10 protein-coding genes and 1 pseudogene are annotated in these 14,026 nt (G+C 39.5%); 3 read left to right on the forward strand and 8 right to left on the reverse strand.

All coding sequences use genetic code 11. From position 1 onward, the window contains the following. A pseudogene (locus AC1Z3T_RS18315) lies at positions 1-76 on the forward strand (hypothetical protein); the annotation flags it as partial. Between the two features lie 207 nt (positions 77-283). On the opposite strand, the gene AC1Z3T_RS18320 reads toward AC1Z3T_RS18315, so the two are convergent. The 8 genes from AC1Z3T_RS18320 to AC1Z3T_RS18355 form a co-directional block, all read right to left on the reverse strand. Beyond that, entirely contained in the window at positions 284-1,621 is a 1,338-nt protein-coding gene (locus tag AC1Z3T_RS18320) for an MFS transporter (protein WP_005034674.1), read from the reverse strand. Between the two features lie 26 nt (positions 1,622-1,647). Further along, complete coding sequence (locus AC1Z3T_RS18325) at positions 1,648-3,105, reverse strand: NAD-dependent succinate-semialdehyde dehydrogenase (protein WP_058968618.1); 1,458 nt, start codon at positions 3,103-3,105, stop codon at positions 1,648-1,650. A 6-nt stretch (positions 3,106-3,111) separates the two neighbouring features. Beyond that, complete coding sequence (locus tag AC1Z3T_RS18330; protein WP_139420648.1) at positions 3,112-4,530, reverse strand: sigma-54 interaction domain-containing protein; 1,419 nt, start codon at positions 4,528-4,530, stop codon at positions 3,112-3,114. Between the two features lie 20 nt (positions 4,531-4,550). After that, positions 4,551-5,705 carry an iron-containing alcohol dehydrogenase gene (locus AC1Z3T_RS18335; protein WP_483396839.1) on the reverse strand — a complete coding sequence of 385 codons (1,155 nt, stop codon included), beginning with the start codon at positions 5,703-5,705 and terminating at the stop codon, positions 4,551-4,553. A gap of 722 nt (positions 5,706-6,427) precedes the next feature. Next, entirely contained in the window at positions 6,428-7,390 is a 963-nt protein-coding gene (gene speB, locus AC1Z3T_RS18340) for an agmatinase (protein ID WP_005034667.1), read from the reverse strand. Between the two features lie 39 nt (positions 7,391-7,429). Next, positions 7,430-8,941 (reverse strand): sodium:solute symporter family protein, encoded by a 1,512-nt coding sequence (locus AC1Z3T_RS18345; RefSeq protein WP_483396842.1) that lies wholly within the window; start codon positions 8,939-8,941, stop codon positions 7,430-7,432. 21 nt (positions 8,942-8,962) lie between these two features. Continuing rightward, positions 8,963-9,874 (reverse strand): C-terminal binding protein, encoded by a 912-nt coding sequence (locus AC1Z3T_RS18350; RefSeq protein WP_151797923.1) that lies wholly within the window; start codon positions 9,872-9,874, stop codon positions 8,963-8,965. A 6-nt stretch (positions 9,875-9,880) separates the two neighbouring features. Continuing rightward, positions 9,881-10,633, reverse strand: a complete 753-nt coding sequence (locus AC1Z3T_RS18355; RefSeq protein WP_483396843.1) for a class II aldolase/adducin family protein — start codon at positions 10,631-10,633, stop codon at positions 9,881-9,883. Positions 10,634-11,730: 1,097 nt separating this feature from the next. Here AC1Z3T_RS18355 and AC1Z3T_RS18360 point away from each other — a divergent pair. Together AC1Z3T_RS18360 and rhmD are read left to right on the forward strand one after the other, a co-directional pair. Further along, positions 11,731-12,501, forward strand: a complete 771-nt coding sequence (locus tag AC1Z3T_RS18360; RefSeq protein WP_167387342.1) for an IclR family transcriptional regulator — start codon at positions 11,731-11,733, stop codon at positions 12,499-12,501. Between the two features lie 11 nt (positions 12,502-12,512). Then, complete coding sequence (gene rhmD, locus AC1Z3T_RS18365; RefSeq protein ID WP_100884304.1) at positions 12,513-13,730, forward strand: L-rhamnonate dehydratase; 1,218 nt, start codon at positions 12,513-12,515, stop codon at positions 13,728-13,730. The last annotated feature ends 296 nt before the right edge of the window (positions 13,731-14,026 follow it).

Here is a 14,026-nt window from a genome sequence, read left to right on the forward strand (position 1 = left end):
AACAGGTCAGAAAACCATTATTGAATACTTGCTGAAACCATTCAATAAAGCCAAAGAAGCATTAAGAGAGCGTTAATTTTTAGATCATCAAGCATGGGTTGAAATACATCAATGGAAATAAAAAACCAATCTACGGATTGGTTTTTTATTGGGGTTTATATTAGGCATTGGTGTTGAATAGCGTCGATTTTAGAAAGTTGAAACAAATAAAATTAGGTGTATTCCTTTAACACATTAAACTTTCCTTGTTGGAAAATTTAATGTGTTTGAGCCATGCTTTAAACTATTTCACATCTTTTAAATCAATGCCTTTGGATTCTTTTAGGCTTGCTACAGCAAGTACTGAAATGAATGAAACGATCGCGATATAAATTTCGATAGGCAATGTTGCATCATAAGTCTTAAATAAATATGCACAAATAATCGGTGCCATTGAACCTGCTAAGATTGATGCAAATTGATAAGAAAAAGATACACCTAAATAGCGCATTTTGGTTGGGAATAATTCCGCCAATGTTGCAGATTCAGGGGCGTATGCCATCGCTTGGAACAATAGACCAATACACATCATCACAAAAATCGTGCCGTAATTGCCTGTGCTAATTGCTGAGAAATAGAAGAATACCCAGATGATTAACCCGATATTTCCAGCCATCATGGTTGGCTTACGTCCAATTTTGTCAGATAAATAGCCACTGAAAAGCATGGTGAAGAAGTGGAAAACATTGGCTGCCAGCAGAATCATCAGCACTGTTTTATATTCAATACCGACTTTCAGGGTGAGGAAAGTGATGGTGAATACCACGATCATATAGTAAGAGGTATTTTCACCTAAACGGAGTAATAATCCAGACGCTAAACGTTTTGGATAAGTGGTGACCAATTCTTTAAAATTAGAAGAATTATCTTGTTTTTCCTCAGCTTGTTTCAGTGCTTCTTGGAAAATAGGGGCATCTTCCACACTACGACGAATCCAATAACCAATAAAAATAATAATGGTTGAAAGCCAAAACGCGACGCGCCATCCCCAGCTCAAGAAATCCTCATTGGAGAGAATCATCGATAGTGCCAAAATCACCAAGCTTGCTAAAATATTTCCAGCGCTTACGGCAGACTGTGGAAAGCTCGCCCAAAATCCACGTTGATGATTTGGACTATGCTCACCCACCAATAAGATTGCACCACCCCATTCTCCACCGACTGCAAAGCCTTGGATAAAACGTAGGACAATCAATAACACAGGTGCCATATAGCCAATGCTGTTATAACCAGGTAAGCATCCCATCAAAAATGTGGAAGCACCCACTAAAAATAGACTCAGTTGTAACAGCTTTTTACGTCCATATTTATCACCAAAATGACCAAATACCAGACCACCTAAAGGACGTGCAATAAAACCAATCGCATAGGTTGCAAAGGCAGCAATAATTCCATCTAGCGTGGTTCCTGCATTTGGGAAAAATAAATGACCAAACACTAAAGTACTGGCAATACCATAAATATAAAATTCATACCATTCAGCGACAGTCCCTGCCATGGAGGCACCGACCACCTTTTTAATATTCGGTGGAGCGCTGTCACTTGCAAGCGGTGTAGAAGTATTTCCTGATACTTGTTCCATTCCATCATGTCCTTATTTAATTAAAGTTAAGCTTTAAAATTACCCAAGCATAAATATTTCAATTCGGTATATTCATCCAAACCATGTTTCGAGCCTTCGCGTCCAAGCCCAGAAGCTTTAACTCCTCCAAAAGGGGCTTCTGTGGTAGAAATTAAACCAGTATTAATTCCAACCATGCCATATTGCAGCGCTTCGGCAACGCTAAATGTGCGTTGAAGATTTTCAGTAAAAATATAGGCAGCCAGACCAAATTCAGTGTTATTGGCACGCTGAATTACGTCTTGTTCATTTTCAAATTTAAAAATTGGAGCGAGAGGGGCAAAAGTCTCTTCCCTAAAACACAGCATGTTGTCTTGCGCATTGGCGATAATGGTTGGCTCAAAGTATTGCGCCCCTAATGCGGAAACTTGACCGCCATAAACCAGTTCACCACCTAAGCTGATTGCATCTTCAATATGTTGTTGAATTTTTTCTACCGCTTTTTGATTGATGAGTGGTCCTAGATCTGTATCAGAATCTAACCCATTACCAAGTTTTAACTGAGAGACTTTATCTTTGAGTTTGAGAATAAATTGATCGTAAATACTGCTATGTACAAAGATGCGATTACTACAAACACAGGTTTGCCCTGCATTTCGAAATTTACTGTCAATGGTTCCCTGTACGGCATTGTCTAAATCTGCATCTGCAAAGACGATGAGAGGTGCATTGCCACCTAATTCCAGTGAGAGTTTTTTAATGGTTGGTGCGCATTGTTCCATCAATAAAGCACCGACAGGGGTAGATCCTGTAAAACTTAATTTTTGTACAATTGGACTCTGTGTCAATGGGGCAACAATTTCTTTTGAATGACCTGTCACAACATTTAAAACACCTTTGGGAATACCAGCTTGCTCAGCAAGATAAGCGAGCGCAAGTGCAGTTAAAGGTGTTTCTTGAGCAGGTTTGACAATGATACTGCAACCCGCAGCCAATGCTGGTGCTACTTTACGTGTGATCATGGCAGCAGGGAAGTTCCATGGTGTAATGGCGACACATACCCCCACAGGTTCACGGAAAGTGAGTAAACGCTTGTCTTGACTAGGTGCAGGAATCGTTTCGCCATACATACGACGACCTTCTTCAGCAAACCATTCAATAAAACTCGCAGCATAAACAATCTCGCCTTCAGCTTCTTTGAGCGGCTTACCTTGCTCAAGCGTCATGATGCTGGCAAGTTCTTGTTTGTGTTCAATGATGAGTGCAAACCATTTTTTTAAGAGATCAGAACGGTATTTGACGGACTGCTTTTTCCAATCCAGATATGCTTCTTGAGCAAAAATAATCGTTTGCTCAACCTGTGCCACAGTAAGCGCAGGAATTTGTGCAATCACCTGACCTGTCGCTGGATTTTGTACATCGATATGACGTTGATCAGTTGAGTTGATCCAATCACCATTGACATAGGCCTGTTGTTTAAAGGTTGATAAAGAAGCAATATCCATATTGGTTTACTCTTGATAAAGTTGCTGATAACGCTGTCGTTTTTTAACCAATGTTGATTGGTCAATACCTAAAGCTTGGGCTGCCTTTTGTGTGGTTTTAAACACGGCAAGGGCGTGAGAAATAATCTTGAACTCAAAATCATCTACTTGTTTTTTAAGGGTTTCTGCTGAGTTCGAAAGGGGCGTATTGAACTGGGATTCACCATGTAAAGCGCACTGTATATCTTCAGGAATGTCTTGGGGCAAAATGGTGGACGACTCGCTCAGTACAACAGTTTGCTCAACAAAATTAGTCAGCTCTCGAATGTTTCCTGGCCATGAATAGGCTTTTACCAAGTCGATTACTTCTGCCGAGTAGCGTTTGTTGGTGTGATATTTCTTATTGAAATTTGCCAAATACAGTTCTAACAATGGTTCAATTTCAGAGATACGATTTTTTAAATCTTCTAATTTTAATGAGGTGACGCAAAGGCGGTAATAAAGATCTCGTCTAAATTTACCTTGCTCAACCAGTTTTAATAAATCGTGATGCGTTGCAGAGATAATACGAACATCAGTATAGACATATTCAAAACCACCAACTGGAATAAAACGATTATCTTCAATGACTTTGAGTAATTTTGCTTGCAGTGCTAAAGGCAAGTCGCCAACTTCATCCAAAAATAAAGTACCGCCGTTGACGACTTCAAATAAACCTTTTTTACCTTTTTGCAAGGCACCTGTAAAAGCACCAGGCACATAGCCAAATAATTCAGATTCCAGTAAACCATCTGGCATGGTGGCACAGTTAATTTCTAAGAAGGGCTGATCTTTTCGTGGGCTGTTTTTATGAATAAAACGTGCCAGTACAGTTTTCCCTGTACCTGTGTTGCCCTGAATGAGAATTTTAATATCTGAATGTGCGATACGTTTCGCTCGATTGAAGGTCTTATTGGTACTGTCGCTTAAGTTGGTCAGATAGTTGTCATTCAGCTTGCGTGTTGAATATTTCTTTTGTGTATTGCGAATATCTTCGAGTTCTTTTTGATCTTTTTGTGCTTGAAGTAGAACAGTAATATCACGAACCGATGTGATGACTGCAATGAGTTGATTTTCCTGATCAAATACAGGATGCCCTGTGACCAGCAGTTCAGTATGATTTTGTAAGGACTGTAAAATGGTGGTTTTTTGATGAGTTTGAATCACGTCCATAGAGACTGAACGTGAAAAAACCCCTTGATTGACCAAGTCTTGGATCGGATGATCGATTAAATCTTCTCGATTTAAATGTGTCAGCTTTAAATAAGCATCATTGACAAATAAAGTTGTGCCCAGATGATCGGTGATATATACACCGTCATCTAAGGCATTCATGATCGATGTTAATATTTGATAAGAAATATCCGCATCTTTAGAATTGTTTGCAAGAAGATTGACCCAAGTCATAGCAAGAAACTCATTCATTATTAATAAGCTTCATAATAAATGTTTTCGATTTCTTGCTGTGTTAAACGTCGAGGATTATTGCGGAGTAATCTTTCGACTTTAATCGCTTCCGCAGCCAGTTCTGGAATCACTGACTCAGGAATATTGAAATTTCGAAGACCTTTTGGAATATTGACTATCTCACAAATATTATGTAAACGGCTAATCACACGATCGGCAATTTGAAGATCATTCAGTCCTGTTGTCGGTTCATTAAAGCATTCAGCAATCACTTTAAATTTGTCCAAACAGGCGATGCGGTTGTATTCCATGACGAAAGGCAACAATAAGGCATTACTGACACCATGTGCCATATGGAAACGCCCACCTAAAGGATATGCGAGTGCATGCACTGCACCAACGCCAGCATTACCAAAGGACAAACCTGCCATTAAGCTGGCATTTGCCATATCTTCATGGGCTTGTAAGTCATCTGGATTGGCATATGCTTTGGGTAAGGCATTGATAATTAATTTCATTGCCTGAATCGCTAAAGCATCTGTTAAGGGTGAAGCATTGACAGAAATAAATGATTCAATTGCATGAACCAAAGCATCCACACCACTGGCAGCCGTAATATGTGCTGGACAGCTTAACGTCATTTCAGGTGCGACAATTGCAACATCTGGGAGTAAAAAGTCACTCACGATGCCTTTTTTAATTTGGTTTTTAGAGTCAGAAAGAATGGCAATATTCGTGACTTCTGAACCTGTTCCTGCGGTAGTCGGCAATACAATCAGAGGAAGACCTTTTTGACTGACTTTGTTTTCGCCAAAAAAGCTTTCCAAAGGCTCATGATTGTTGCCATAAATTGCAATACATTTTGCGGTATCAATAACACTTCCACCGCCAATTGCGATCACGCCATTATATTGATCTTGCTCAAAGAATTTTTTGGATTGCAAAACCACTTCAATTTCAGGCTCAGGCGTAATGTCCGCATAAATCGAAAATTCAATATGCTGTTGTTGTAAAAGATCGGTAATGGGTGTTAATGAACCTGAATTTAAGATGCCATGATCAGTCAGTATTAAAACTTTAGACATATTTAAATCATGGCAGTATTTGGCTAACTGTTTGGATGCATTAAAGCCAGTCACTAATTTATGCGCAGACTTGAATGTATGAATCGGCATCTTTATTCCATTAAGAAGTACAATTTTTGTGTTTTAAGCAATTGCTGTGCCAATTATTTTTAATTATATAAATCAATATCTTAAATTTTTTATAAAAGATTTTATATGATATTTTTCATTATTTATGAAAAATATCATAAATTGATCATCAATTTTTCTGTCATCGCATTTGTTGGGTAATTACATCGCTAGATGTAGACCAGAGTCTCCATCGAATTCGTAAAGAAAAAAATTTACCCAGATAACGCTGAATTAGTTTGACTAAATAAGTCGACGCTTGTCATACAGTTGCTGTAGTGCGCCCCTTGTTTCTTGCTGTAACTGTAACAATACATGCTCTCCGAGCAAAATGCGCAATTGGCTCTCACCTTTGAGCTAAAAGTAATTCTCGGTTTTTTGTATAAAAGAAAGGACATCGTTGACTGAGTGAACTATTGTCAAGTATTTGGTGTGACCAAAATTAGGTCGGTAAAATTGACGGCGAGACTAAGATTATTTGAGTACACTTAAAACAAAAGTTTTGGCAGCAAGAGGTCTAAAACTATTAACTATTGCAGGGAGAAATATAAAAAAGATTCCAACTCACATAGAACAAAAAACAATTTCTGAGTAAAAGAGGTTTGATTGAAACAGTGAATGATCAGTTAAAAACTCGCATCAGATTGAACATTCACAGTACAACTCTATGGTAAATATGCCGAACTCAAGTGAATCGGCTTAGCCTACAATCCATCATATTTGACACCAGGAAATACACACAGCATCTCAAATGCCAAATTAGCTGCCAGTACTGCCGTTGAACCAAATGGATCATAGGGAGGAGAGACTTCCACTAAATCAGCTCCAACCAGCTGGCAACCTTTCAAACCACGAATAATTTCCAATGATTGTGGAACGGTTAGTCCTGCAATTTCAACAGTTCCTGTACCTGGGGCATATGCAGGATCAATACCATCTATATCGAAGCTTAAATACAATGGACTATCACCAATTTTGGCACGAATCTTTTCCATTACTGGTGCTAATGATTTATACCAGCATTGATCAGCTGGAATAACAGTAAAGCCTTGATCAATAGACCACTTGAATTCATCAGCGCTATAGCCAGTGCCACGTAATCCAATCTGAAATACTTTGTCGTTGATTAACAAGCCTTCTTCCACGGCGCGCCTAAATGGTGTGCCATGTGCAATTTTTTCACCAAACATTTCGTCATTCACATCAGCATGTGCATCGATATGTACAACTGCCACTGGTCCATACTTTTTGCTAATAGCACGCAAGATAGGCAATACAATGGTATGATCACCACCCAAGGTAATTGGCTTACAGTCGTATTTTAAAATGTTTTCTTGATAAAATGACTCAATGATATCTATGCTTTTCAGCAGGTTAAACGTATTGATTGGCACATCACCAATATCTGCTACTTGTAAACTTTCAAAAGGTGCAGCAAAGGTATTAACGTTATAAGGACGCAACATTCGTGACTCATCACGAATTTGTCGTGGTCCTAGACGGGAGCCAGGACGATTAGAGGTGCCTATATCAAACGGAATACCGACGAAAGCCACATCTAGCCCTTCACCATTCACTTGCATAGGCAAACGCATCATTGTGGCTATCCCGCCACAACGCGGCATTTCATTGCCACTTAAGGGCTGGTTAAATGGTTTATTGCTCATTTTTTACTCCAATGATGATTTTTAATATGGTGGCAATGCTCAATGCTTTTGTTCTACTTTTATTGATTCTGTTGCATTCATTAGATCATCTGAAATAGCAATCTCTCGACCTGATAATCGGTCTTGCCATGTATTCAGCACCTCAGCAGGGGTAGGCTTGCTCATCAGGCTCACTACCACATAGGTCACTAAACTCGACAGCAGACCAAAATAGATGGGTTCATTGGCCAATATATTGGTAAAGATCATTGTCGCAAGTGTCACTACCGTACCTACAGCCATAGAAGCCAAGGCGCCAATCCCAGTCGCTCTTTGCCATATAAACCCACCAAGAATTGCAACGAGCAAACCACCCACAAGAATATCATAGGCAATGGTTAATGCAGTCACCACATCACTTACCATCATTGAAATAATAGTCGCAATCATGCCAAGTCCAATGATATATAACCGATTAGCACGTATATCATGTTCAGGATTAACTCTGCTAGAATCAGTTTTGCGGCCCATCAAATGACCAAAAAATGGCATCACATCGGCTCTAGATACTGTGGCACAGGCAATTAAGGCGCCAGAAGCTGTAGACATCATCGCAGCGAGAGCTGCAGCGAGTACAATTCCCGATAACCCTACAGGCAATACCTTCTCAGCAACAGCTGCAAAAACATCGCTCTTCGCGGAAATATCTGGCAACAAAACAGACGCTGCAACCCCAATCAAAGCCCCAGCAACCCCATACAATAAGCAATAAATCCCCGCTACAGTACCACCCCAACGAGCGACTTTAGGTGACTGGGCTGTGAACACACGCTGCCAAATATCCTGACCAATCAACATACCAAACGAATAAATCACAAAATATGTGATGATTGTGTCGATACCTATGGTACCTATATCAAAATGTGCCGCACCAGTTGTTGGACCTAGCTTTGCCATAATGCCATCGTAACCCCCAGCCTGAGTCCAAGCAAATGGCAGCAATAAAACAAATATGCCAATCGTCTTAAGTACGAACTGCACCATGTCAGTTAATGTGATTGACCACATCCCGCCAATCGAAGAGTAAAGCATGACAATGACTGCACCGATCATCACAGAAATCCACTGTGGTGTACCGAATAGCACATTAAAGATGGTTGCATATGCAATTGTTGAGGTGACTGTCAGCATTAGTGTGTATAACACCATCACAATACCAGATGCCGCAGTCCCATTAATGCCATATCGTAATTGTAGCATCTGGGCAACCGTAAACACGCGCAATCGTTGGATTGGGCTGGCAAAAAACAGGCTGAGCAAAATTATGCCAATAGCAATGGCGACCACGAGCCACATACCAGAAATACCAAACTTGTAACCAAGACCAACTCCACCCACGGTGGATGCACCGCCAAGTACGACCGCCGCCATAGTACCTGTATATAGCCCAAAACCAAGACGACGACCTGCGACCAAAAAATCACTACTGTTCTTGGTCCTTGCTTTTCCTAAAAAGCCAAATATCAGCATTACAACAAGATAAAAAACAACAATCGCAATATCAATACCCATAGAAATTTTCCTTTTCTTTTTTTATTCAAATATTTGCTGTAGATTTTCAACAGCAAGCATGACATAAGCTAGTTCAGTTTCTTTACTAAAAAAAGCTGAATGGGGTGTTACCACAATCCTTGGTTCATGCAGTACAGGGTCATCTGCTTCAGGAGGCTCCAGATCAACGACATCAAGAAATGCGCCACGCAGTTTTCCAGACTGAACAGCTGCAATGAGTGCTTGGGTATCCACCAATTCACCACGTGCAACATTGATGATCGACGCACCTTGAGGCATTAACTCAATCGTGCGCGTATTCACAAGATGATGATTCTCCAATGTAGCTGGCGCATGTAAGGTCAGCACATCTGCAATCTGAAAAAGATCATTGAGTGAATCAACACGTCCAACCGTTTTAGGCCATGCCTCAGTGGATATATATGGATCATAGGCAACAACACGTCCAAATAATGGCAGGGCAAGTGTGACCAATGCTCTAGCAATACGCCCCATACCGTAAACAGCAAGTGTGAGTTCACTGATTCGTGGAGGTGCTGGAATTTTTTTAAAATCCCAACACTTTGATGCCTCACGTGCAGCAGGAATTTCTCTCAACAACGTCAGTATGCCTGCCAATGCATGTGTTGCGACCTCCTCAGTGGCTGGACTAGGCAGTGAAAAAATAGCAATGCCCGCTGCTTTTGCAGCATGTATGTCAATTTGGTCTAGCCCTGTCGTGGTGGTCACAATTACTTTCAACAATGGGGCTGCTGCAATTACACTTGCATCAATACGGCAAAAACTGACAATCAGCCCTTCCAAATCAGCCAAGTGTGTAAGCAAACCTTCTCCTTCATGAAGCAAAATCGTGTCATGTCCAGCCGCATCCAACACAGCAATAGCTGGGCTAAAGTCAAGTCCCCCTGTATCGGTAATAGCAATTCTTGCCATGTTCGATTAATCCTTATATGACGGATCTATACGATCTAGTTTACGTAACCACGCCTGCCAAACAATTTGACGCTCATGTTCTACACCTTGAAATTGCTGACTCACATGTTGACATAAAGCAGGTTCGACCTGTCGCACCTGCCCAAGTATTGCCAATTGACTTGCGGCCAATTGTATTTCACAAGCACGGTTCAGGTAGTACATGATCTGAAAAGCATCAGCAACGGTTGCTCCAACTGATAACAAACCGTGACTACGTAGAATCAATGCACTATTATTGCCTAGTGATGTCTGGAGGCGACTACGCTCATGTAGATTAAAAGCGACGCCTTCATAATCGTGATAACCAACCCGATTGTAATATTCAAGACTGATCTGATTGAGTGGCAACAACCCCTGTTCACTGGCAGCCACTGCCATACCTGCTAATGTATGCGTATGGATAACACAATGTGCATCTTCTCTTGCCATGTGTACGGCACTATGAATAGTAAATCCTGCTGGATTATATGGAGAGTGTCCTGATATGACTTTACCTTGTAAATCAACCACAATCAGATCACTGGCACACACCTCATCAAACATTAGACCAAATGGATTAATCAGAAAGCGTGGTTCCCCTTCACCAGGGAGGCGGGCTGAAAAATGAGTATATAAAGTGTCCTCCCAACCAAACATGGCAGCCAAACGATAGGCAGCAGCCAAATTACGCCGTAACGTGCTTTCATCATCAATGATTTTAGCTGGGTCACTGATCATTTTTATTCCTTCAATTTGTCTTTATTTTTCGAACACTAGAGCGCTTTTGAAAGTAGTGTTGTGGTCATTCAGGCTTTATGCAATACCTTATAAATCCAAGCTTATCCGTGCTCAAATTTTAACCAATGCAAGAGGTCTAATATAAATATCACCTCTAATGTAATAACTACTGTGCCGGTTATATTAAATCCAGCTCGCGCTCTACACGAATTTCCTGTTTCTACTATGTCGCGTAGATGAATGACAAACGAGAGCCAATTTGATAAAACTCAAAGGAGCCAATCAGACTACTTGTTAAAAAATAATTATTGGCTTGCTTAGTCTGCATATGACAGTATTTAGAGAAAAAATAGAGCTTGAAAAATAAGACTAACATTGTTGATGCAGGTGACTGCAAAGATGTCATCTCAACATCTATCTGGTTGATTGACACTTGGAAACCAATCAACTTTGACAATGAAATGTAGTCAAACAGGTAAAATCTAAGACCTTAGGTTTTATACGTTATTCAGAACATTTTAGACGGACAGTTTTAGCCAAGTGTGATGGAAGTTTTTCTATTCGAGTCGTTGTTGCTTAATTTGAAATTCATAAAAAATACTATTTTAAGCTTGAGAAAACGTATTGGAATTAAAAACGTACATGTCCTCGTAGACCCCCAAAAATTCATGATCGAGCTTTAATTGAGATAGTCTTGATTTAAACCAATAGAGAATCGTAGATAAGGGTTAAACGTAAGCGTTGGGAATATTAGTAGATTCTATGGTTTGCTTATTTCAAATATTCTTTCATCGCTGTATGAGAAATTAAACGTTTTGACGATATAACTTTATAAACCTTGAATAGAATCAATAAAAAAGCCCCGATCTTTCGATCAGGGCTTTTTGAATTTGATAGAAAAAAACATGGATTGGGATAACGGGTGGTAAGAAATTTATAGATATAGATTGTATTGAAATCCTATTGTTAGATGTTAACTATTCATTTGAATTTTTTAGTGATTTTAATTTTATCTCCGCATCAAATGTTTTTAAAAGTGTTGACTTTGCTTTTTATTTAACCAACAATCATTACATAGTTCTGGAATGGATTCCAATATGTTGGAAAAATCAAAAACTCCTGGTTTGACACGGGCACTAGACATCTTAAATTTTATTTCTACACATGGCGCTTGTTCAGTACTTCAAATTCAAGACGCACTGAATATTCCTAAAAGCTCTATTTACAATATCCTAGAGGAATTATGTCGTCAGAATTATTTGATCAAAAGTAATGATGGTTCTTATTCCTTATGGTTAAAAGTAGTCGAGCTCTCTAATCAAGTTCTCGTACAAATGGATTTGCGTGCAATTGCAAAACCTTATTTGACTGACTTAATGCTAGCAACAGGTCTAATGTGTCATTTAGGCGTTTTAGATCAAAAAGCCGCTTATTATGTCTTAAAAATAGAAAGTAATTCTTCTATTCGCGTGCATTCTTATGAAGGTAAGCGTTTAGCTTTAGAACGCTCAGGAATTGGTAAATGCCTTTTAGCATTTCAGCCTGAGGATTTAATTCAACAAACCATACAAAATCTTAATTTTATTGCTAAGACCGAAAATTCTATTATGAGTATCGAGGCTTATATACAAGAATTAGATCTTATTAGAAAAAAAGGATGGAGCTTCGATAATAGCGAAGATGTTGAAGGAGTTCGTTGTATAGCAGCTCCAATTTTTAATTCACATAATACTTTAGAGGCGGCGATTTCAATCGTGGGTGCCTCAATACAAATCAATGAAAATAATCAGGAAGAATTAGTGAGATTAACTACGGAATGCGCTCGAAAAATTTCACTAAAAATCGGTGCAAAAATAAATCAATACTAAGGAGCTTAAAGATGACAAGGACGTTACCAAAAATAAAAGAGATTCGTGCTTATTTTATGGGTGGGGCGACTGCGGATAAGAGCAAAGGTGAAGGTGGTGCGGATTACCATGATCAAGGAGGAAGCCATTGGATTGATGATCATATTGCAACACCGATGAGTAAATATAAATCTTATGAGCAATCACGCCAATCTTTTGGAATTAATGTTTTAGGCACATTAATTGTTGAAGTTGAAGCAGATAACGGACAAATGGGATTTGCAGTATCTACTGGCGGTGAAATGGGATGTTTCATTGTAGAAAAACATCTTAACCGTTTTATTGAAGGGCGTTGTGTTTCAGATATCAAACTTATTCATGATCAAATGATGAATGCTACGATGTACTATAGTGGTTCAGGTGGTTTGGTGATGAATACCATTTCCTGTGTCGATTTAGCCCTATGGGATTTATTCGGTAAAGTGATTGATCTCCCAGTTTATAAGTTGCTGGGTGGAGCAGTTCGTGACGAAATCCAATTCTATGCAACAGGTGCGCGACCAGATTTAGCCAAAGAAATGGGCTTTATTGGTGGCAAAATGCCAACGCATTGGGGGCCACATGATGGCGATGTGGGAATTCGTAAAGATGCTGAGATGGTGAAACACTACCGTGAAAAATGTGGTGATGATTTCTGGTTGATGCTTGATTGTTGGATGAGTCAGGACGTTAATTACGCTGTAAAATTGGCATATGCATGTGCACCTTATAACTTGAAGTGGATCGAAGAATGTTTGCCACCACAACAATACGAAGGTTATCGTGAATTAAAACGCCAAGCTCCTCCAGGTATGATGGTAACGACAGGTGAACATCACGGTACAGTTCAATCATTCCGTACATTGTCAGAAACAGGCATTGATATCATGCAACCTGATGTAGGCTGGTGTGGCGGCTTAACGACTTTAATTGAAATTGCAGCAATTGCAAAATCACGTGGTCAATTGGTTGTACCACATGGTTCATCGGTATATTCACACCATGCAGTAGTTACCTTTACCAATACACCATTCAGCGAATTCTTAATGACTAGCCCAGACTGCTCAGATTTACGTCCACAATTTGACCCAGTCTTGGTGAATGAACCTGTACCTGTCAACGGTAAGATTCATAAATCAGTATTGGATAAACCAGGCTTTGGTGTGGAATTGAATAAAAATTTGGAATTAACCCGCCCTTATCTACATTAATCGCTCTATAACAAAACCTGCTCTTAAGGAAAAGGGTACGTATAAATAAAAACATGCAGGAGTACAAATAAATGAATCATATTTTGTGAGATCTAGGTGCAATTTTAAAAGCTAAATTTCGCTTAGTGCCATTGAGGTAGGGTTTATATGTCTTGGTTTTTTTAGACCGTACCAATATTGGTTTTGCTAAAAAATAGGCATATCAATTAGATACAGGTTTAAGAAATGAAGTTTTTACTTTTGGTGGTTTTCTTGCGCCAATCATATATATCAAAGCAGCAACGCTAATCAATCGT

Source organism: Acinetobacter sp. B-6, assembly GCF_056930735.1.